At 48.7% G+C, this 21,850-nt stretch carries 18 protein-coding genes and 1 pseudogene; 10 read left to right on the top strand and 9 right to left on the bottom strand.

The window, feature by feature from the left end:
- Positions 1-50: 50 nt before the first annotated feature.
- The 3 genes from ACFSUB_RS16900 to ACFSUB_RS16910 form a co-directional block, all read right to left on the bottom strand.
- A complete protein-coding gene (locus ACFSUB_RS16900; protein WP_380714457.1) occupies positions 51-908 on the bottom strand; it encodes a VOC family protein in 858 nt (285 codons plus the stop codon).
- 19 nt (positions 909-927) lie between these two features.
- Positions 928-1,335 carry a DoxX family protein gene (locus ACFSUB_RS16905; RefSeq protein WP_380714458.1) on the bottom strand — a complete coding sequence of 136 codons (408 nt, stop codon included), beginning with the start codon at positions 1,333-1,335 and terminating at the stop codon, positions 928-930.
- 133 nt (positions 1,336-1,468) lie between these two features.
- Positions 1,469-1,801 (bottom strand): winged helix-turn-helix transcriptional regulator, encoded by a 333-nt coding sequence (locus tag ACFSUB_RS16910; RefSeq protein WP_380714459.1) that lies wholly within the window; start codon positions 1,799-1,801, stop codon positions 1,469-1,471.
- Positions 1,802-1,947: 146 nt separating this feature from the next.
- Here ACFSUB_RS16910 and ACFSUB_RS16915 point away from each other — a divergent pair, with 146 nt between their 5' ends.
- From ACFSUB_RS16915 to ACFSUB_RS16925, 3 genes are all read left to right on the top strand, one after another.
- Positions 1,948-2,286: a YolD-like family protein gene (locus tag ACFSUB_RS16915; protein ID WP_090926532.1), complete on the top strand. Its 339-nt coding sequence runs from the start codon at positions 1,948-1,950 to the stop codon at positions 2,284-2,286.
- A gap of 199 nt (positions 2,287-2,485) precedes the next feature.
- Positions 2,486-3,580 carry a glycosyltransferase gene (locus ACFSUB_RS16920; protein ID WP_380714460.1) on the top strand — a complete coding sequence of 365 codons (1,095 nt, stop codon included), beginning with the start codon at positions 2,486-2,488 and terminating at the stop codon, positions 3,578-3,580.
- Positions 3,581-3,632: 52 nt separating this feature from the next.
- Positions 3,633-5,420, top strand: coding sequence for a hypothetical protein (locus tag ACFSUB_RS16925; protein WP_380714461.1), 1,788 nt, complete (start codon positions 3,633-3,635; stop codon positions 5,418-5,420).
- A gap of 96 nt (positions 5,421-5,516) precedes the next feature.
- Here ACFSUB_RS16925 and ACFSUB_RS16930 read toward each other — a convergent pair whose 3' ends face one another.
- Complete coding sequence (locus ACFSUB_RS16930) at positions 5,517-6,182, bottom strand: TraR/DksA C4-type zinc finger protein (protein ID WP_380714462.1); 666 nt, start codon at positions 6,180-6,182, stop codon at positions 5,517-5,519.
- A gap of 177 nt (positions 6,183-6,359) precedes the next feature.
- Here ACFSUB_RS16930 and eutB point away from each other — a divergent pair, with 177 nt between their 5' ends.
- On the top strand, positions 6,360-7,337 hold the full coding sequence (eutB, locus tag ACFSUB_RS16935; RefSeq protein ID WP_380714463.1) for a hydroxyectoine utilization dehydratase EutB: 978 nt from the start codon (positions 6,360-6,362) through the stop codon (positions 7,335-7,337).
- Positions 7,338-7,757: 420 nt separating this feature from the next.
- On the opposite strand, the gene ACFSUB_RS16940 is transcribed toward eutB, so the two are convergent.
- The 5 genes and pseudogenes from ACFSUB_RS16940 to ACFSUB_RS16960 form a co-directional block, all read right to left on the bottom strand.
- Positions 7,758-8,198 (bottom strand): OsmC family protein, encoded by a 441-nt coding sequence (locus tag ACFSUB_RS16940; RefSeq protein WP_090926537.1) that lies wholly within the window; start codon positions 8,196-8,198, stop codon positions 7,758-7,760.
- Between the two features lie 16 nt (positions 8,199-8,214).
- Positions 8,215-9,306, bottom strand: coding sequence for an NAD(P)/FAD-dependent oxidoreductase (locus tag ACFSUB_RS16945; RefSeq protein WP_380714464.1), 1,092 nt, complete (start codon positions 9,304-9,306; stop codon positions 8,215-8,217).
- A gap of 246 nt (positions 9,307-9,552) precedes the next feature.
- On the bottom strand, positions 9,553-10,344 hold the full coding sequence (locus ACFSUB_RS16950; protein WP_380714465.1) for an anti-sigma factor: 792 nt from the start codon (positions 10,342-10,344) through the stop codon (positions 9,553-9,555).
- Positions 10,334-10,903 carry an RNA polymerase sigma factor gene (locus ACFSUB_RS16955; RefSeq protein WP_380714466.1) on the bottom strand — a complete coding sequence of 190 codons (570 nt, stop codon included), beginning with the start codon at positions 10,901-10,903 and terminating at the stop codon, positions 10,334-10,336. Before ACFSUB_RS16955 ends, ACFSUB_RS16950 begins: the two co-directional genes overlap by 11 nt.
- 177 nt (positions 10,904-11,080) lie before the next feature.
- A pseudogene (locus tag ACFSUB_RS16960) lies at positions 11,081-11,659 on the bottom strand (peptide-methionine (S)-S-oxide reductase); the annotation flags it as partial.
- Positions 11,660-11,886: 227 nt separating this feature from the next.
- Here ACFSUB_RS16960 and ACFSUB_RS16965 point away from each other — a divergent pair.
- The 6 genes from ACFSUB_RS16965 to ACFSUB_RS16990 all read left to right on the top strand — a co-directional run bounded on the left by ACFSUB_RS16965 (position 11,887) and on the right by ACFSUB_RS16990 (position 21,734).
- Entirely contained in the window at positions 11,887-12,654 is a 768-nt protein-coding gene (locus tag ACFSUB_RS16965) for a ZinT family metal-binding protein (RefSeq protein ID WP_380714467.1), read from the top strand.
- Between the two features lie 493 nt (positions 12,655-13,147).
- Positions 13,148-13,999, top strand: a complete 852-nt coding sequence (licT, locus tag ACFSUB_RS16970; protein ID WP_380714469.1) for a BglG family transcription antiterminator LicT — start codon at positions 13,148-13,150, stop codon at positions 13,997-13,999.
- A gap of 140 nt (positions 14,000-14,139) precedes the next feature.
- On the top strand, positions 14,140-16,029 hold the full coding sequence (locus tag ACFSUB_RS16975; protein ID WP_380714471.1) for a beta-glucoside-specific PTS transporter subunit IIABC: 1,890 nt from the start codon (positions 14,140-14,142) through the stop codon (positions 16,027-16,029).
- A gap of 73 nt (positions 16,030-16,102) precedes the next feature.
- A complete protein-coding gene (locus tag ACFSUB_RS16980; RefSeq protein WP_380714472.1) occupies positions 16,103-17,578 on the top strand; it encodes a glycoside hydrolase family 1 protein in 1,476 nt (491 codons plus the stop codon).
- Between the two features lie 655 nt (positions 17,579-18,233).
- Positions 18,234-19,556, top strand: coding sequence for an IS1380 family transposase (locus ACFSUB_RS16985; protein WP_380714582.1), 1,323 nt, complete (start codon positions 18,234-18,236; stop codon positions 19,554-19,556).
- Between the two features lie 669 nt (positions 19,557-20,225).
- The gene (locus ACFSUB_RS16990) at positions 20,226-21,734 is read left to right on the top strand and encodes a BCCT family transporter (protein ID WP_380714473.1); all 1,509 of its coding nucleotides are present in this window, start codon (positions 20,226-20,228) and stop codon (positions 21,732-21,734) included.
- Positions 21,735-21,850 lie beyond the last annotated feature (116 nt).

The following is a 21,850-nucleotide window of genomic DNA, read 5'->3' on the forward strand; positions in this document are numbered from 1 at the left end:
AATCATCGTCCGGATATCATTTATTTATGGATAGATTTTTTTAAACACGGTTACCACACAGCGAGCCGGACCCGGCTGCCGGAAGTATCACGGGTCCGCACATCCCCGTCCTGATTGTCATAAACGATACCTGCTTTTTGCAGACGGGAACACACCTCATCGAGCTCCTGTCTATCCGACATCGTGATGGTGTATTCCTTTAACCCGACGGCGTTTTCCGGAGGAGAAGGTGCATCTTTACCGGCCCAGATATTCAGACCGATATGATGATGATAACCGCCGGCTGCAACAAACAAGGCGTGCTCCCCCATGTGCACCATCGGAGAAAACCCAAGACCACTGACATAAAAAGCTTTCGTTTCCTCCAGCTCCCCTACGTGCAGATGGATATGACCGATGATGGTGGCAACGGGCATGCCCTGCCACTCTTTTCCCTCTGCAGCCTGCAGAACCGCATCGGCATCCAGAGGGGCTGTCTGCGCATATATCCAGCCCTCATCATCGTATCTCCACTGACTGCGGTCCCGGTCCCTGTAAAGCTCCAAACCATTACCATCGGGATCGGGCAGATAGACCGCTTCGCTGAAATGATGATCCGCCGCTCCCTGCAGTGGATAGTCATGCTGCACAAGACGCCTCAGAATCATGCCGAGCGAAGCCCGGTCCGGCAACAGTACAGCAGCATGATACAGACCGGTGGTATGCGGTGGTTTTCGTACCGCGTCTTCCCTTTCTTCCAACACAATAAGAGGACGCTTTCCATCGGCGGAGAGCTTTGCGGTGTGTGATGTTCTCTCTATCACCTGAAAACCAAGCAGTTCTTCATAAAAAGACAGCGATTGTTCCAGATCCGAAATTGTAAAGATGACGGAGCCGATTCGCGCGTCATCTGGAAGTGATGCAGACATAGCAGATTCCCCCTGTCGTTTAGAATATCACGGCATCCAGTGAAAACGAACCGGCTCCAATGAAAGCAATGCCGATCCCGGCGGCGAGCAGCATCAGATTGTATTCATAACCGCCTTCCGTTGACCAGAATCCATTCGGACCGTGAACTTTTACAATCGCTCCGATCATCGTCACGGCGATGATAATACCTGCTGCAGGCGTGAGCAGACCAAGAGCAAACAGCAGACCGCCCGCAAACTCAGCCAGTCCCGCCACAAGAGCCATCGTATAGCCCGGCTTGATGCCGATGGAATCAAAAAAACCGCCGGTCGCTTTCAAACCATGACCTCCAAACCACCCGAACAGTTTCTGCGCCCCGTGGGCAGCAAAACTAAGTCCAATAACGAGCCGTATGATTAACAGCCCTGTACTTGCTAATAAAGACATATAATTTCCTCCTTTTAAACAGTAACAAAAATATAACAGGTTACTTTTAGTAAGTCAATAAAAATAACCTTCCCTCCGCTTTTGCGCACAGCCGTGTAACAAGGTGCCTGTTATGCCAGGGCAGCGTTTCTTTTTATTCTCCTGCTTTTGCGTCTTCTTCCACCCAATTGTCCGCCCATTTCTGGACTTCCGCCAGTGCCGGGGTGATGTCTGCTCCCTTGTCCGTTAAGGAATAAAGAATACGCACCGGCTTTTCCGGCACGACATCCCGCTGGACCATATTTTTTTCTTCCATCTCTTTCAACCGTTCGGTCAGCATTTTTTTACTGATCTCGGGGATTTGTGCGGCGATTTCATTAAAGCGCATCGGCCCTTCCTCCAAAACACGGATAATCACACCGATCCAGCGCTTTCCCAAAAGCTGAAATGCTTCTTCAAATTTCGGGCATACTCTCATCGAAGCCATATCGACACCTCCCGTTTCCTGCTATTATAGTATATTCTATCGTTGACTAATAGTAACGAAGCCTGGAGGGAATCGTCATGGAAAATATTCCACCTTTAACAAGAACTTTTGTTCCCTTACACTAAAGGAAGAAAGGAGGGGGAGCTGTGAAAGGAAATAAACTGACACCAGGCTCCAACCTGCGCTGGGAATCGTCACGGATGATTCTTCCGGAACACCGCGAGCAGTGGCTCAGACATCAGCAAGAGCAGAAAAAAGCGAAAAAACCGGAGCTGGATCCGCAGCGGTGGGAGGAACTGGAATGGATTCTTGCCGATGCGATGCGGGATAGCCGCTCTCTTCATTTCACGTTCTGGGAAAACGGGTTTTTTTATGACATCACGGGCACCTGTCATTTCATCAACCACGAGCAGCAGCAGTTTCATATTCAGACAAAAGATGGAGTGAAATATTTGAAATTTGAGCATTTAGTTCATATTGAGTAGTACTCAAAACAACGTACAATCTGTTATGATAGGTTTAAAAAGTGTAAATGAATAACATCAAGGGAATACTGCACGCAGAGCAGTTCCAATGAAGAAAAACAACAGCGCCTGGACAGGCGGACAAGACACTCATGTTGTTTGTGTCATGAGTGTCTTATTCGTGCAGAACGGCAGCCTAAGCGAAAGGGGGAACATGTCGATGGCTGAAGATTTTAAAGGAATATCCATCGTCATTCCCGCCTACAAACCGGATGAACAATTACTGGAACTTGTACGGAAATTAAACAGGGAATCTTTCGATGATATCATTATTGTAGACGATGGAAGCGATGCTTCCTGCATATCCATCTTTGAAACACTGGAAAACACCGCCGGCTGTACCGTGCTCCGGCACGAACAGAACGGTGGCAAAGGAACAGCACTGAAAACGGCATTTTCCTACTACAGCACCTCATACCCGGATGGAATAGGTGTTATTACGGCGGATGCGGACGGTCAGCACCATCCTGACGACATCAAAAAAACGGCGGAAGCGCTGATGGAGCAGCCGGATGCCCTTGTTCTCGGCGTCCGCGATTTCTCAGGCGAGGATATTCCGCTCAGGAGCCGGTTTGGCAACGTGTTAACCAAAATGGTCGTGAAAGCCGCTTCCGGCATGAAGCTGACCGATACCCAGACAGGGCTCCGCGGCATTCCAACATCCTTCGCCGAAGAACTGCACAGCATCAAAGGCGACGGCTATGAATTCGAAATGAGAATGATTCTGGCCTGCCGCACCTATAAGCGAAGCATCAAAGAAGTAACCATTGAAACCATTTATATGAATGACAATGAGTCCTCCCATTTTCACCCGATACTGGACTCCATCAAAATCTATTATGTCTTTTTACGTTTTCTCTTTTCTTCTCTTGCTTCCTTTGTCGTGGACGTTTCCTTGTTTGCCGTATTTTCAACGGTACTCAAAGCCCTTATGCCAATGGGATTCATTATTCTGGCCACGGTGCTGGCGAGGGTGCTTTCCTCGCTGTTCAATTACTTCATGAACCGGCATGTCGTGTTCAGATCAAATCAGTACCCCGCCCGCACGATGATAAAGTATTACACCCTTGCCGCTGTGCAGATGGGCGCTTCCGCCGGCGGTGTGTACATGGTGTACCATACAGTCGGCGGACATGAGGTTCCTATTAAAATCGCGGTCGATTCTCTCTTGTTTTTACTCAGCTTTTACATTCAGCGGAACTGGGTATTTAAAAGAGAAGCTTCTTACATCGGCAAAGAGGTGAACCACTATTAACGTTTTAATTATGCTGCTCTTGGTATCGTTATCGTTTGCGGGTTATGGTGCGGTGTTATACGTGAAATACCGCATTGCACCGGCCGTCCTCCCGCTGGTTCTGTTTACGGGAACGATTCTCGTCCTGTTTCTCGGCGGAGTTTTAAATGTTCTCGCCGAAACAGCATACGTCCTGTTCGGAGGCGGTCTTCTCGCTTTTTGTTACACTGTTTTCCTGTTTCTGCGCGACCGCAGGCTGTTTACCGGTCTGCTGAGCCCGGGAGCGGTGTTCTTTGCAGCGGGTTCCGCCTTCTTTATTCTTATGCTTCAAAATGAAATATTTCTTCACTATGACAACTTCAGCCACTGGGGACTGATTGTGAAAGAACTGTTTCAATCGAACAGCCTGCCGGATGAATCCACGATTATTACATATACCACGTATCCGCCGGGATCAGCCCTTTTTGCCTACTATATCGTAACATTCACCGGCTTTTCGGAAAGCATGGCACTAATCGCCCAAGCGATTCTGATTACCGGGGCGCTTACGCCGTTTTTTCTTTTTAGTTCCTGGAAAAAACCGGTTCATGCAGCGGCGGTATTGTTCATCCCGGCTGTTCTGCTGCTGGTGAACAGTTCCAGCATTTTCAGTCTGCTTGTCGATCCACTGCTTGGCTATATTGCCGCAGCAGCAGTCATCACCGCCTATTATTACCGGAACGACTGGAAGACGATGGGGGTACTGCTGTTCCCGATGCTGTCTGCGCTTGTTCTCATTAAGGACAGCGGCAAAATCTTTCTCGCGTTTACCGTTTTATGGATGATTGCGCTGTTGATACGCTACCTTTGGAAATACGGAAGAGGATGGAAAGAATCGTTTCATTCCGTGATTTGGAGTGTCGGCTGGACGATTTTGTTTCCGCTTGTTTTCAATCTGCTGTGGTCCCGCTATATTGAAGAAGCCTACAATACGTCAGAGTATGAAGACAGTAAATTCGCCATTACAGAAGAAACGCTTACCGATATCGATAAATCTCCGGAATTTATCAATAATCTGCTTCCGATGGTGGTGAATGCCGGGCTGGATTTCTCCTCCCCGCTTGTACAGGGAATGGTACTGGCTGATATCGCCGCTCTCATGACTATTGTCATCGTGAAGATGAAAGCGGGCCGGATGCCGTTTTCTCTTTTATATACTGCGCTCACCGCCAATATCTTTTATGTTATATACATCACGCTTCTCTATCTTATGTATCTCTATTTGATGCCCGAGGTGGAAGCGGAATACCTGGCGGGTTTTGACAGGTATCAGTCGTCCGTTGTCATCTTCTCCACCGGCATCATGATGGTCTTTACGATACGGACCTGGATGGAGCAGGCGGGTGAATCTTTCCGGAACTGGATTACGGCTTCAGCCGCTGTACTCGCAGGTCTTCTCGTATTTATTCCTTACACAGGGGAAATACAGGCCTTTTTCCATCAGGAAAATTCAGAGGCCGCTCCGAGGAAGGCCGCGTCTTCGCTGTTAACTGATTTAAGGCAGGAAGAACCCATTTCGGAAAACACACGCCTCACCATCATTAACGACCTCGGTGAATCCGACCGCGGTTTCCTGCGGCACTTGATGCGCTATGAACGGATGACAGCCAGTACTTTCGTTCATACACAGTGCACAACAGGTGAACACCAGGAGCAGCTGACAACCGATATCGAGAAATCGGGGTACCTCATGGTGATCCAGATTACATCCGAAATGCAGGAATGCCTTAACGCCACCAGCGATGTGGAAGTTGATGAACCCGGGCTGTACCGGATTGAGGAAGGAACCATTACATCCACCATCCAAACAGAAGACGGCTGATGCAGCCGTCTTCTTTCTTTTGGGTGATGGAGTGCTGTGTGGAGAGATGGGCATGTTCAACTTTTTACCTGCAAATGGCCGCCGCTGCTTTTTCCCTTACCTGCGAAGATACATGTTGGAAAAATCAACGTCGCGCTCTACATCAATCGGACGCCCTTCACTGTCTGTTACCGAAAACCCACCCATCATCTCTCCGCTGTTTTCCTCCGAGTCACTGCCGAACAGCTCATCGTAAGCCTCTGCCGGAGGGTACATATTCTGCGGCGAATCCGACGTACCATGAAATGCCGTCTGATCCCAAGTTTGCTCGGCATCAAAACGTCCGTTTTCGGTTTCCTCCATCTTCATGCCGGTGAATCCGCCTTTCCCTGGAATCAGCCTTTCTTCTTCCACCGGGCGGTACTCCTGTGCCATTTCTTCACCGGCATGCTGCACGCACCGAAGCGCCGTTGGTTCGGCTTCAAGCCGTTCAAACGGAATATCCCTTCCACACGTTTCACACGTTCCGTATGTCCCCTCGTCGATCGCTTTCAGTGCTTTTTTCACACGAAGCAGGCTGCGCTCTTCATGTTCTTCCAGTGCCATATCTTTTTCCCGTTCATACAATCCCGTAGCCTGATCAGCAGGATGGTTGTCATAGTTGGAAAGTTCCCCCACCGTCTCCTGGGCAAAAGCTGTCTCCTGTTTTCCGTGCGCTGAATGCTGCTGCCATTCTTCCAGCAGCCGCCTGCGCATTTTTTGAAAAAATCCGCTTGTTTTCACATGCCTCTTCCTTTCTGCCTTTTCCCCTAGTCTGTACGGATTGGTGCGTTTTGTTGTATCACAGTTTCTGGTATGACCTGAAGCTGTGCTGAAAGGAGAGTGGACATCTGCGTCGTCCGGCCCTTATTCTTTAAAGAGAAGGTATAATGGTCAAAATTGGTATAAGGAGCGGATTGGATGAAAACCATAACCGTACGTGATGTCTGGATCGCAAAAAAACGGATACAGCAGACACTTCCGCCCACTCCGCTGATCCCTTCTCCTGTTCTTTCTGAAAAAACAGGGGTGCCGGTCTATCTGAAACTGGAACAGATGCAGCCGACCGGAGCATTCAAGCTGCGGGGAGCTGTGAATATGATCACCTCGCTTCCATCTGAGGAAAAGAAACGCGGTGTTGTTACTTTTTCAACAGGAAATCACGGGTTTGCGACAGCTTATGCTGCCGCACAGGCAGGCATGAAGGCAGTGGTCTGCGTTTCAAAACACGTGCCTGAAGCAAAAATCCATGCATTGGAAGTCGCCGGCGCGGAGCTTCATATCGAAGGAGAAAGTCAGGACGACGCAGCAAAAGTATGTGCACGGCTCCAAGAACAAAAAGGGTATGTACTGATTCCTCCGTTCGATCATCCGGCCGTTATTGCCGGTCAGGGCACGATCGGTCTGGAAATTCTGGAAGAACTGCCGGAAATACAGACCGTTGCCGCCGGTCTGTCAGGTGGAGGACTTCTGTCAGGAATCGGACTTGTAATGAAAGAAGCCGATCCCGCTGTACAGGTGGCCGGATTGTCCGTCAAAAAAGGAGCCGCCATGGATGACAGCATTCAGGCGGGCAGGCCGGTAGTATCGCCGGAACATCCAACACACGCCGACAGCCTGCTCGGCGGCATTGGATCAGCCAATCGTTATACAATGCCTCTCGTTACACAGTATGTGGACAAACGAATCCGTTTATCGGAAGAATCGATTGCCCGCGGTATGGCCTTTTTATATGAAACGCACCGCTTTGTAGTGGAGGGAGCGGCGGCTGTTGGTGTCAGCGCCCTTCTGGATGGGACCGTGAAACCAGCAGGACCGGCTGTCGCTGTCGTCACGGGTAATAACGTAGGGATTCAGGAGCACCGGCAGGCTGTCCTGCCCTGGCTCTCCAATCAGTAGGATGCACCGTAAAGACACGGCAGGAGTTATGGACACTCTGCGGCTGAAAGTGTCTGTAATCCTGAAGTAGTGGACACTTTTCCACGCAAAATGTCCGGTAAAAATTTTTTGCGGACATTTTGCAGAGTTTCACACGCAGAAATGGGTGTAAAACCCGGATACTGGACATTTTACCGTTCCGTTTGTCTCTAACCTCCACATCCCCCGTCCGGCAGCATGTAAACCGCAGACCCACTCTGCCGGTTCCTTTTTCACCCAGCGAACCAAAAACGGGGCCTGGCCCCCGGCTGATCTGCACACTGCGGGCCGCTTCCGGAAATGGCGGCGGTAAGTACCGCACGACGGACTGCACCACAACCACAAAAAACCCGGACGCTGCGGTCTCAGACCGTCGTCCGGGTCGTGATACATATCCATCGTCTATGCTTTTTCCCAGCTGGTATTCAGTTCTACACCCGCTGCCTGAAGTGTAGTGAACACAGGGCAGCGCTCATCGGTGAGACGTTTAAGTTCCTGAATCCTTTCATCGGACTCGCTCGTTTTCACTTTGGCGTGAAGAGTTACGGTCTGAAAATACGGGCGCACTCCTTCCACTCCCTGCATACCGCGGGGATCGATCTCGCCGGAAATATCAAAGGAAATTCCCTGAAGATCGAAATCCAGCTCTTTTGCGGCAAAATTGGCGACGACATTCTCGCAGCCGGCAAGAGACCCGAGCATGGTCGTTAAAGGATCCGGGGCACTATCATTTCCGCCCAGACTCCGGGGTTCATCAATTTCGATGCGGTGCGCTCCCGATTCTGCCACGGTTCTCATGTTTTCCGATTCTCCGGTAATATGAAAATTCATGTGTTGAGCCATGCTCTTTTCCTCCTTTTCAGGAACTGTATTCTTTCATGATGTTCTTATCCAGCTTCTTCTTTTCTTTCCAGGCGTGTTTATTTATCGCCGCCCTGCTGCCGCGTCGGTACAAGCCTGTCCCGCTTCCCAGATTCAGTATCATCGCTTCCTTCTTCGGCGGCTTAAATGTTTTCAGTTTCGTTTTGCCGCGCAGCATGCGATTGAGGTTTTCTTCCAGCACTTGTGCCTCCTGCGACGCCGTCATGCTGCCTTTTGAAACATCCGGTTCCTCCTGTAGCACCGTTGCGGCTCCGGTGCCGAAAACGTGCGGATGGCCGACTGCCTGCAGCGTGGAAGAAAGCAGCAGAAATCCTTTATCATCCACCGGCAGATTCGCATAGTCAAATATGAGCGGCGGCTCCGCGCCATCCAGCCAGAGCATCTGCCCGTATGGCAGAACTTTGCTTCCGGCGTAAATAACATCTCCGTCCATCCGCTCGACCGGTATGTTCTCATATACAAGCAAGCCCCGTGCATCAAGAAGATCTCTTACATTTTCCCGTACTTCTTTTTTCTCTTCTGGAAGGAGAGGCCCGCTCGTGACCAGGGTTACCGGTGTCTTCTTCCTGTTCGCCTGACGCCATGCCTGCAGCGAAAGAGCAAGCTCCACTCCGAAAGCACCGCCGCCGGCAACAACAGGATATTCCGTGTGCTGCATGCTCGCCGTTGTCATCGGTATTTCTTCATGTGGATTCAGAAACAGAGCATGCTCGCGTACACCCGGAATGGATCCCGTTTCCTGCCGCAATCCCATTCCAACAGAAATAAGGTCAAACGAAACAGACTTGCCGCTCTCGGTTAATACCGTTTTTCTATTTTGATCCACCGCGGTCACTTTCTCTTCCAGAAAACGGCCGCCGTTTCTTTGACAGAAATCCGCCAAGTCAACACGGATATCTTCCAGACTGTACCGGCCTTCCATGTACGGCCCCATCATTTCCGGAAAATATTTGTAGCGTGAAGGTGAAATCAATGTCCATTCCGTATCGCCCGGGGTGTGCTTTCTCCAATTTTTCAGAACGGAAAGGTTGGCATATCCCGCTCCCACAAACAAGACTTGGTTACTCACTATGTGCTCCTCCTTTTTCTAGTCAAAATCACAGGGAGAAAAAGCCCTGCCAATGTAAGTATCTACTATCTATCTTCCTCTTTTGCAGCAGCGGCAAACATATCCACCAGAAGTTATCCTGCTGAAAAACAACGGTGTCCAAACTGCTTTTCTTACCTGATACCAACAAGGGCCGCCACAAATAAAAAACGGCAACCCGGCTGTATGCCGGATCACCTCTTTTTCAAAATGCCGCAAAGACGGTCATCAGGACCACTGAGCCTGAAGCACTACTTCTCCCTGGGGCTGCTCATTGCCTGGCTGCGGTTCCTTCGATACGGCTACCGCGTCCCAGTCCCCCTGCTTTTCTTCCAATTTATACAATACACCACCGGCTCCTGCTTCATTCGTCGTAAAGGATCCCGCCGGCACAGGTGTACCGTCTTCAAACAACCACACCTGGTACACTTCTTCATTTTCCAGTTCTTCCATACTCTGTGCCTGAACAAGGAGCTCTGCCGTCCCGTTTTGCTCCACAAGCGCAGCGGTCCCGGCACTTCCTCCTTCATTCGATGGGAGAAAGGTTGCTGTCTGAATGGAGTCCTGCGTCCCGGGAGATGCGCCGTTTTCTTCTTCCTGCAGCTCCGACAATGCCGTCCGGGTATCGGATAACTCCTGCTCAAGTTCCTGATTCTCTGTCGAGAGGTCCTGCAGCTGGGATGTAGTATACATATTCATACCCAGGGAAAGAAGAAGACCGGCGGCAAGCGCCCCACCCCACCACTTCGCTTTATTCCATGTCGTTTTGGGGGCGGACTGTACAGGCTCGTTGTGTTGTTCTTCTGCCAGCACATGACCGAGAACCCGGCCTTTTAAACCTTCAGGTGGATCGACTTGTTTCACGTGAAACGGAATGTCTCCTGCGGCGTTTTCGAATTCCTGGAGTTCCCTGCGGCACTCTTCACATTCTTGAAGGTGGTGTTCAAATGCCTGCTTTTCTTCTTCTGTCAGACGATCATTGATATAATCGATAAGATCATGACATGTTTTATTTTCCATCGTCGATCCCCCTTTCTTCAGCCAGATTTTCTCTTAATTTCTGAAGGGCAAGCCGAATTCTTCCTTTCACGGTTCCAAGAGGAATATCACAGGCATTCGAGATTTCCTGCTGCGAATACCCCTGGAAATAAAAAAGACAGATCATGCGCTGCTGCGCATCCGGCAGGGTATGAATGGCATTCTGCAATTCATCCCTTTCTTCTTTGCTTTCCACTTCCTGTTCCACTCCGGGCATTTCCTCATGACGGGAATCCCGTTCTTCCCACTCCACTTCCTGCGTTTTGATTCGGCGGTTCCGGTCAATGGACGCATTGCGGGTAATGGTAAGCAGCCAGCTCGAGAATTTTCCCCGCTCTTCCCTGTACTGACCGGCTCCGCTGCCCTTCCACAGTTTCAGGAACACATCCTGCATCACTTCTTCTGAAGCCTGTGCATCGTTTGTCATCCGGAATGCAAAGGAATACAGAAGTCTTTCGTACCTGTCATACAACATTTCCAGCGCTTCCCGGTCTTTGTCCCGGATGCGGTCGTACAACTCCTTATCCGTTGATTGATTCATATGCGAAACTCCTTTGGCGTCCCTGAAGAACCATTCAACCAGCTAACGTTAAAATGAGCGGATTGGATGCATGATGCAAATGAATTCTTCCAAAAGACTGACTATCATTTTAAATGTCCTGTTTTTGCTGATATGTAAAAAGAAAACCTTCCGAACGTGTCGAAAGGTTATAAATGATCACCAGCGGATCGCATCCAGTACCTGAAATGTCTGGTATTTCTGCTCCGCGCTCCATCCCCAGCTTTCGATTTCGTCTTTTAGTTCCTTCATGGAGGAACGCCCGCGCACAAAGCCGTTGAGCCTCGCGGTTACTGCCGCATCACGAAACGAAATTTCATCGGGATACAACCGCGAAAGAGTCTCCACTGCTTTTTTATACCGTCGCAGAAAATATTTCTGATGATAATCTTCAGCAGGGAAAAAAGTGTCCCGTGCTATTATTTCCGTTTTTATCTGCGCATCCAGCTCTTCTTCTTTTCTTTCTTTGGAAGCAAATGCTTTCTTCTTTTGTTCTTCATTCCCGTACATCAGCAGTGACATGTACTGACGTTTTCCAAATGGTGCACTCATCGCAGGGTTATGGCTGTCCCAGAAAAGTTCCAGCAGTTCGTCATAGCTGATTTTGGAAGGGTCAAACAAAATTTCAAGTGATTCCGTATGATCTCCCATCTTCCGGTATGTCGGGTTCTTCAAACTCCCGCCGGTATAACCGACGCGTGTACGGTGTACTCCTTGAAGCTGCCCAAACTGGGCATCGGGTCCCCAGAATCATCCGAGTCCGAACACTGCGGTTTCCATGATGGTCCCCCCTGTTTTTCTTTATCCTTTCAGTTTAAAGGACGGCTCTGCCGAATGCAAAAAACGGTCCAACCTTTTTTCTGAAAAACTCTTTATTAAAAAATTTCACCTTGAAATTAAAAGCTGATATCGATACAATATAAATCGTAACTATTACGATTTATATGAGGAGGGGACGTGTATCAATGAAAACATTACTTAAGTATGCCTTATTTGTGATAGCTGTCAGCTTCGTACTAGCAGGATGCGGGCAAGGGTCCGATTCAAATGGGGAATCGGCATCCGAATCGGAAACCGAAGAAACTTCCGGAAGCACTGTAGACAGCGAATCTTCACCAGAAGAAAGTCCCCATGACCACAGTCACAATCACAGTCATGATCGTGATCATGAGCACAGCCACAGCATGAGTGAAGAGGAGCAGGAAATTTACGATGGCTGGTTTGAAGACAATCAGGTGAAAGACCGGTCCCTGTCCGACTGGGAAGGTGACTGGCAGTCCGTGTATCCTTACCTGCAGGACGGCACCCTTGATGAAGTGTTCTCCTATAAAGCAGAAGAAGGAGAGAAAACGGCGGAAGGGTATAAAGAATACTACACCAAAGGATACAAAACGGACGTGGACCGGATCGTTATCGACGGGCAAACCGTGACATTCCATGAAAACGGGGAAAAAATGTCTGCGGAGTATGCCTATGACGGCTACGAAATCTTGGAATACGAAGCAGGAAACAGAGGCGTCCGCTATATCTTTCAAAAAGAGGAGAACGTCGGCGAAGCTCCCACCTACATTCAGTTCAGTGACCACGGCATCGCCCCGAAAGATGCGTACCACTACCATCTCTACTGGGGAGACGACCGCGGTGCGCTGCTTGAAGAAGTGACCCACTGGCCTACGTATTATCCGTCCGATTTAAGTGGAGAGGAAATTGTTGAGGAAATGAAAGCACACTAGAAGGTGAATGCGATAAGGAACGGAGCGGGGAACTAATCCCGCTCCGTCTTTTATGTTGGCTGGTAAATCCGCATATTCGGCTTGTATATCTTCTTACTTGGCATGTAAATGAGCCTATTTGGCTTGTAAGAAAGGACTCGGCAGGTATTACCCTCAGCTTGGCAGGTAAATCACGGTATTTGGCATGTAAACGGCAGAGTTTGGCTGGTACACTCCCTTTTAAGGCTTACAGCCACCGGGAATTCTCGAAAAACAGCACCAGTATCCATCGTTTGAATCGGTGTCGTGTCCATCTAATTGTTCCAGCATTTCTTTACCATTGACAGGACTAATGCCTTATGATTAAATATTAAATAACCGCTTACAAAAATAGGATCACTTAGGATTGTAACTGTTCAGCAGGCAAAACCTAAATTTTTTCATACGCCTCAGGTGCAGTATGGATAAATTTAGGTTTTTTATTTGCTGCAAGAAAGAAAAAAGGACGGTCCTTATGAAGATTAAGAAAGTGTACAACAATAATGTCATATTGACCGAGAACGAACAGGGACAGGAGATGGTCGTCATGGGACGGGGGCTCGCTTTCGGGCAGCAGAAGGGAGACGTAGTCCATGACGATAAAGTAGAGAAAACGTTCGTTTTGGAAGACCACGCGGTATCGGAGAAGCTGGCGGAGCTTCTAAAAGATGTTCCGGAGAAGTTTCTGGAACTGTCAGAACAGATTATATCCATGGCCAAGCAGGAACTGGGCGTTAAACTGGATGATTATCTGTATGTTGCCTTGACCGACCATTTAAACTTCGCCCTCCACCGGCATAAACAAGGACTTCGTCTGCAGAATGCACTTTCCTGGGAGATCCGAAAGTATTACCGGGCAGAATTTGACGTAGCCCTGAAAGCGCTTGATATCATTCGGGAAGAAACGGGAATGGAACTTGAAGAAGATGAAGCGGCGTCCATCACCCTTCACCTCGTTAACAGCCAGATGTCGGGAGAAAAGCTGGATTCCATCGTACAGGTTGTAACGATAGTGAATGACCTGCTGACGATTGTGAAGTACCACTTCGGTATTGAACTGGATGAAAAATCACTGAATTACGAGCGGTTTGTCACTCATCTGCGCTTCTTTGCCTGGCGTCTGATCCGGAATGAACGGGCAAGCTACGACACGGGAGACGATTTTCTTTTCAACCAAGTGAAACAGCAGTACCGTCAAGCCTATGAATGTAGCCGCAAAATGGCAGCTTACGTGGAAAACACGTATGAATGGACGGTTTCCAAAGACGAAATGATTTATCTTACCGTTCACGTGCACCGGGTGACATCCCGGGCCACAATGGAATAACGAGAAATAATCAGGATTGTAACTGAGCAGCAGGCAAAACCTGAGTTGAACTCCACGCAGAAGACGCATGTGTCTGTTTTCTGCGTGGACTCAGCTCAGGTTTTTTTATTTTCATATAGATTAGAAAGGGGAGAATTGTCATGAAAAAAGATTTCGAATCGCTCGCCGGTTCCATTATTGAAAACGTCGGCGGCGAAGAGAACGTGCAGTCTGTGTATCACTGTGCCACCAGGCTCCGTTTCAGACTGCATGACAATGAGAAAGCGGACAAACAGACGGTGGATGATCTGGAAGGTGTTCTTCAGGTCGTGGAAAGCGGCGGTCAGTTCCAGGTTGTTATCGGCAACGAAGTGTCCGATGTGTACAAAGCCATTACAAAAACAACAAGTCTTGGAGAAGAAAGCAGCGGCGGTGGCGGAAATGAAGAAAAAGGAAGTTTGTTCAACCGCGCCATCGATATTATCGCCGGTATTTTCACTCCGATTCTCGGGGCACTTGCCGGTGCCGGGATCTTTAAGGGACTGCTTGCTGTTCTGGAGTCCACCAACCTGCTTGCCACCGACAGCGGCACGTATCAGATTCTGAATGCGGCGTCAGACAGCTTGTTTTACTTTCTTCCATTTTTGCTTGCCGTAACCGCGGCACGAAAATTTGAAGGCGATCCCTATGTTGCTCTTGTTATTGCGGGTGCGTTATTCTACCCCGACCTGATTACGTTCGGTGAGGAACAAGGAACAATGTCGTTTCTCGGCATCCCGGTCATCATGGCAGATTACTCCACGTCGGTGATTCCGATATTAATTTCCATTTATATTATGTCGAAGTTTCAAGGTGTGCTGAATAACTGGCTGCATTCCAGCATCCGGATGTTTTTCACACCGCTCATTCTGCTTCTGGTCATGGTACCGTTAACCTTGGCAGCGTTCGGCCCGGTTGGTACAGTGATCAGCGGATGGCTCGCGGATGGATATACGTTTGTATTTGATCTCAGTCCTGTTATCGCTGGTATCATCATGGGTGTTTTCTGGCAGGTTCTTGTCATCTTCGGTCTGCACTGGGGATTTGTTCCGATTGGTATCAACAATATTTCCGTATACGGGGAAGACACCTTTTCAGCAATCATTGCCCCGGCTGTGTTTGCCCAGGCCGGCGCCGCTCTCGGCGTATGGCTGAAAACAAGACAGACCGGCGTAAAAGCTATCGCCGGACCAGCTGCCATTTCCGGTCTGTTCGGAGTCACGGAGCCGGCCATTTACGGGATTAACCTGCGATATAAGCGCCCGTTTGTACTCGGCGCTGCAGCAGGCGGTGCCGGCGGTGCCATCGTCGGTTTGTCCGGTGCTACTGCTCTTGCCGTCGGTCTGCCGGGTCTTACAACCCTTCCTATTTATTTCGGAGAAGGGTTCGCCCTCTTCTGCGTAGCGATCGCCGTGTCATTTGTTCTGGCTGCCATTTTGACCTATTTCTTCGGGTACAGCGATGCAAGAGACGGGGAACCGGAAGAAGATGCTGGAAGCACCACGTCCGGCAGTCAGGATATAGATGTAACGACACCTTCTGCGGCCGGTAGTGAATCACAGCACACGATAAGCAGTCCGCTGGAAGGCGCTGTCATTCCCCTTGGAGAAGTGAATGATGCAGCCTTTTCTTCCGAAGCTCTGGGTAAAGGTGTTGCCGTGATTCCTGTAAGTGGAAAACTATATGCGCCGGCGGACGGCACCATCAGTACCGTCTTCCCGACCAAGCATGCATACGGCCTGACGACAGAAGCCGGTGTTGAAATCCTCATGCATATCGGACTGGACACGGTACAATTGGATGGACAGCATTTCACGTCCCACGTGCAGCAGGACCAGGTCGTGAAAAAAGGCGAACTGCTTGCAGAGTTTGATGTAGAAGGCATCAAGGACAGCGGCTTTGACATCGCTACGCCGGTTATTATTACAAACAGCGGCAATTACTACGATGTACTCGGCGATACCGACGGCAACGTCACGCCCGGCGATCCCATACTTTCGATTATACGCTGAATGACTTGCAGGCCCGTGCCGGCCTCAACCGGTTGGCGCGGCTGCCTGTTTACTACTATAAAGGAGTGAGTGAATGATGACATTTCAACCACAGTTTCCACAGGGATTTCTATGGGGCGGGGCCACATCAGCCAACCAGGTGGAAGGCGCCTACAACCTTGGAGGCAAAGGACTATCGACTGCTGATGTTGTGGAATTCGTAGAACCGGAAGATCGGACAAGCATGAAGATTCCATTTCCAAGCCTCGATGAGATCCAGCGCGTTCTTGACACCGAAAACGACCGAGTCTTCCCGAAACGGTTCGGTATCGACTTTTACCATAACTACAAAGAAGACATTGCGTTGATGAAAGAGCTCGGCTTTAAAACGTTCCGGATTTCCATCGGCTGGGCACGTATCTTCCCGACCGGTGTGGAATCAGAGCCGAATGAAGAAGGCCTCGCTTTTTACGACAACGTCTTTGATGAAATGCAAAAACACGGAATTGAGCCGCTCGTGACATTATCCCATTATGAAATCCCGCTTCACCTTTCCCGCGAATACGGTGGATTTTACAGTCGTGACGTCGTCGATTATTTTGTTCATTATGCGAGAACCGTCTTTCAGCGTTATAAAGATAAAGTGAAATACTGGATCACCTTTAATGAAATCAATTCGCTTTTAATGGCCCCTTATATCGGTACAGGCCTGGTGCAGGATTTTGTACCGGAAGGACGACTGCTCGAGGCAAAGTATCAGGCAGCGCACCATCAGCTCGTGGCCAATGCCAAAGCCATTGAAGCCTGCCACCGCATCATTCCGGACGCAAGCATCGGCTGCATGGTAATCGGCATGATCAATTATCCGAACAGTCCGCACCCGGAAGACGCATCCGCGGCGCACAATGACATGCAGAAAACGTTCTTTTTCACGGATGTCTTCACCCGCGGCAGTTATCCGTTCTACATGAAGCGTTTCTTCGCCGAACATGATATCCATATTAAGATGGAACTCGGAGATGAGCGGCTGCTCCGCGAAAACACTGTCGACTTCATCCCGTTCAGCTACTATATGTCAGGAGTCTCCGCCCGTCCGGAACAAGGTGGCGAGAAAGCCGGCGGCAACCTGATTTCAGGGCTCAAAAACCCGTATCTCGAAGCATCGGACTGGGGCTGGCAGATTGATCCGGTCGGTCTGCGCACCCTGCTGAACATGTTCTATGAACGCTACGAAAAGCCATTGTTCATTGTAGAAAATGGACTTGGCGCCTTTGATAAAGTAGAAGAAGACGGCAGCGTTCACGATCCGTACCGTATCGATTATCTTGCCAGTCATATTGAACAGATGAAAGAAGCGGTCGGCGATGGTGTGGATCTCTGGGGCTACACCACATGGGGACCGATTGATCTTGTCAGCTTCTCCACCTCCGAAATGTCGAAGCGCTACGGCTTCATCTATGTGGACCAGGACGATTACGGCAGCGGCAGCTTAAAACGTTCGAAGAAGGACAGCTTTTCCTGGTACCAGAAAGTCATCGCCACGAACGGTGAAGACCTGTCCTCCTCCTAAGATGTAAATGCAAAAAGACGGAGCCCGGGACGTAATCCCGCTCCGTCTTTTTTGCGTTGGCATGTAAACCCGCACATTCGGCCGGTATTTCTTCTTACTTGGCTTGTAAGCGAGCATAGTTGGCATGTAAGAAAGGATTCGGATCGTATGGCCCTCCACTTGGCTCGTAAATCACGGCATTTGGCATGTAAACAGCAGAGTTCGGTCGATATATACACTTTTTTGAATCTCCAGCAGCCAGGGTTATCCTTCACGCTCCTCTATTATTAGACGGAAGTCACGCCTTGAGCAGCCTCATCTTCTTTTGTTACCAACTGTTCCATTCTCTTAAAAAGACAAGTCCGCCTTCTCTACACATCTGACTGGAAACGTGCACAAAAGAGAAACCTGTCACTAATCAGCACTCTGATTTTCTTAAAATCCACTCCTCCATTACTTTCTATAAACCTTTTAATGAACATCACACAAAAATAGATTGTACTGTTATTCATTTCATTCTGTACATATCCTGAATCCGTGATGATATCTTTCGACATACCCTTCAAAACCTTGATAAAATAGGCGGTAAGATCCTATTCATCTTATTGAATGAATGCACCCGGAAGGTGAAAAAATGAAACGTCGATTTGATATCCAATGAACGGATGATTATATTATATCTGCCAGTGGACTTCTCTTGATAGGGGAACTCCTTCAATCCTTGAACTTACATAAACGTCTCCATTTCTTATCCATGCCCGGCTTAACATCGTCGGCCGCCATTTCCCATGGCGATGTCGTATACAGCTATCTCGGCCTTCTCTCTCAGGGGAAAAATGATTTTGACTGGATAGAAGAATCCCGCGGTGATGTGTTTTTTCAACAATCCCTCGGTCTTCAGGGAGTTCCGTCTTCCCCGACATTACGGCAGCGTTTCAATCAGCTGGCGCAGCATCCGGAAACCCTCCCGTTGATATGGGAGGAAAACACCCGATTTTTAAAACAACGGTCGTCTTCGCTTACTCCGACAGTTGTATCAACCGATACAACGCAGAAGGCGGACAATCTGTCTCTTCTTCCTCTTGATGTGGATCATTCTCCCTTTGATAACAGTGGAACCAAAAAAGAAGGCGTTCGTTTCACGTATAAAAAGGTCGAAGGCTATAATCCTGCTTTTGCTTACCTTGGAGAAGAAGGACACCTCGTCTATGCCCAGCTGCATGAAGGGAACGAGCATGTGCAGAAAAGCATGCCGGAGGTTCTTCAACAGGCTTTGACTTCGGCCGGAGAGATTACATCGGAACGACTTTGTGTCCGTATGGATGGAGGAAATGATGCTAAAGAAAACTTGAAGCTGTGTGACGATCATGGCGCCGATTTTATTGTCAAACGAAACCCGCGCCGGGAATCCCCTGAAGCATGGCTGGCTCATGCTGAACAACACGGAACGGCTTCAAAGCCCCGTGAAGGAAAGACCATTTATACCGGTCGTGTTTCGGTCCCCGATGTTTTAGAAGAGCGTACGGTCTATCAAGTCTACCGTCTCGTGGTACGAACTATTATGAAAGACGGACAGATCAACATGTTCCCGGATATTGATTTCCAGAGTTTCTGGACATCGCTGGACCTTCCGCCGGAAACCATTATCGATTTGTATAAGCAGCATGGCACGTGCGAGCAATTCCACAGCGAGTTGAAAACCGATATGGATTTAGAAAGGTTCCCATCGGGAACGTTCGCAACGAACGCGCTTGTGCTGGCTCTTGGATCCCTGGCTTATAATCTGCTTCGTTCTATTGGTCAGGATGTCCTGGGCGGCAGTGATTTTCCTGTTTCCAAAAACGTCTTCCGACAACGATTAAAAACAGTTATCCAGCACATGATTTTATTTGCTGCACGTATGGTCCGCCATGCGCGAGGGCGGTATCTATCCATATTCCGCGGCCATCCATGGAAAGACTGTTTGATCCGTTTATTCCATCGGTATACCCCTACATAAAAAGACAACGTGCCCTCTTTTGCTTAAGCCTGTCTTATCGATGAGCGAACCTATAGAAACCCTGTAGGTTTCTTTGTGTTGCTGCAAAAGCACCCTTTTCTAAAGAGAAGAAAACGAAGGCAGGAGCGGAAGGCGGCGCTTCCAGCGGGAAGAGCAGCAGCCGAAGATCCTATCAAACGGCGGTTTTTCCGTTTGATATAGCTGAGGCGCTGCCCGCGGAAAACGTCCGCCTGCAGCGTATGCTTCTTTGCCTCCAGCGTATTCCTAAAGTAGAAACGAGTTATAGATATAGAACGGAACCTCACTCCAACAATAACCCTCTTTATCACGGATTCAGGCATATTTTTATATTACTATTTATATTCGAATTTAAATTATTTTACATATAAATTCAATAAAAGGGTTCGATACATTCATTTTGTAAAAAAAATATTTAACTTTTTTAAATTTATGAATCCCCCTTCATGAGCGTACTCAGAGAGTTTTTTCCCCGGTGTTAAGGGGATGAGGGGTGTTGAAAAATCACAAGGTTATTATTACGATTAAAATTATTGCATGCACAACAAGGAATGGCACGTCCGTCATCATAGTCCTTGAAGATTTATTTTTTGTGAGCAGTTCCGAAACATTCCAAAAATGAAATAATAAATCAAAGTAAGAGGTGAAAGTGTGAGACATGTAACGCCGGTATTCTGGATTTCGATCGCGTTATGTGCAGCCCTTGTTATTTGGGGCTCTATATCGCCGGATCAGCTTCAAAACGTAACAAACACTTTAACATCGTCCTTTTCTACAGGGTTCGGATGGTATTACTTAATTATTGTAGTCTTCATTCTAGGATTTTGTGTATACTTAATCTTCTCCCCGTACGGACGAATAAAACTCGGGAGTGATGATACCGAGCCTGAATTCAAACTGCCTACCTGGTTTGCCATGCTTTTCAGTGCCGGGATGGGAATGGGGATGGTATTTTGGACCACCGCGGAACCGATTTCGCACGCCTTTGTAAACTCGCCTGAAGCAGAAACCGGGTCAGAACAGGCTATCCGTGAATCGCTGCAGTACTCTTTCTTCCACTGGGGAATTCATGCCTGGGCCGTTTATGCTATTGTTGCCCTGGCTCTTGCTTATTTTAAGTTCCACCGCGGGTTTCCGGGACTTATCAGTGCAACGCTCATCCCTATTTTAGGCGAAAAAAGCATGCGCGGCCTGCCGGGTACCCTGATTGATGCACTGGCTGTTTTTGCGACCGTTCTTGGTGTGGCCTCCACACTTGGGTTTGGAACCGCCCAGATCAACGAAGGCATGGCCTTTCTATTTAATACACCGAATTCGTTTACGGTGCAGATCATTGTGCTTGTCATTGCTACTGTGTTGTTTATCATTTCGGCATGGTCTGGTATCAGTAAAGGGATCAAGCATATGAGTAACGTCAATATGTGGCTCGGATTCATTCTGCTGATTGCCCTTTTTATTGTCGGACCGACCATCTATATTCTGGACATGTTTACAAGTACAATGGGAAATTATCTTTCGAATTTCTTTGACATGAGTTTCCGAAGTGCTCCGCTCGATGACGGCACACGGGGCTGGATCGATTCGTGGACCATTTTCTATTGGGCTTGGTGGATTTCCTGGTCGCCGTTTGTGGGCATCTTTATTGCCCGGATTTCCAAAGGTCGTTCCATCAAGGAATTTATGCTCGGCGTGCTGTTCGTTCCGTCTGTTGTATGTTTTGTCTTCTTCGCGGTGTTCGGTGTTTCCGCGTTGAACCTGGAACAAAACGGAATTGCCGACATTTCCCAGTATCCGATGGAAACAGCGACGTTTGCGGTGCTTCAGGAATATCCGCTTGGGTTTATCATGTCGATTGTGACTCTTGTTGTGATTGCCATATTCTTTATTACTTCGGCTGACTCTGCTACCTTTGTACTCGGCATGTTGTCGACAAACGGATCAATTGAACCAGCCGGTATTGTAAAAATTTCATGGGGTGTGGCCATGTCTTTTGTCGCTGCTGTTGTAATGTACTACGGAGGAACACAGGGGCTTCAGAACACCCTGATCATTGCCGCTCTGCCGTTTTCCATTGTTGTTCTGTTAATGGGGGCTTCCTTTTTCAAGACAGTGCGTGAAGAACGAAGGCAGCAGAAAAAAGCAGAAAAAACGACAGCATAACGATACAAATCAGCAGACACCCTGGCATGTCAGGCAGGGTGTCTTTTTTTATACAGAACAAGACGCCGTTATCAGACCAGCATCAGGAGGAATTGGCCGATGGACAACGGCTGGCG

The organism is Salibacterium lacus, assembly GCF_042684865.1.
Classification (GTDB): domain Bacteria; phylum Bacillota; class Bacilli; order Bacillales; family Marinococcaceae; genus Salibacterium; species Salibacterium lacus.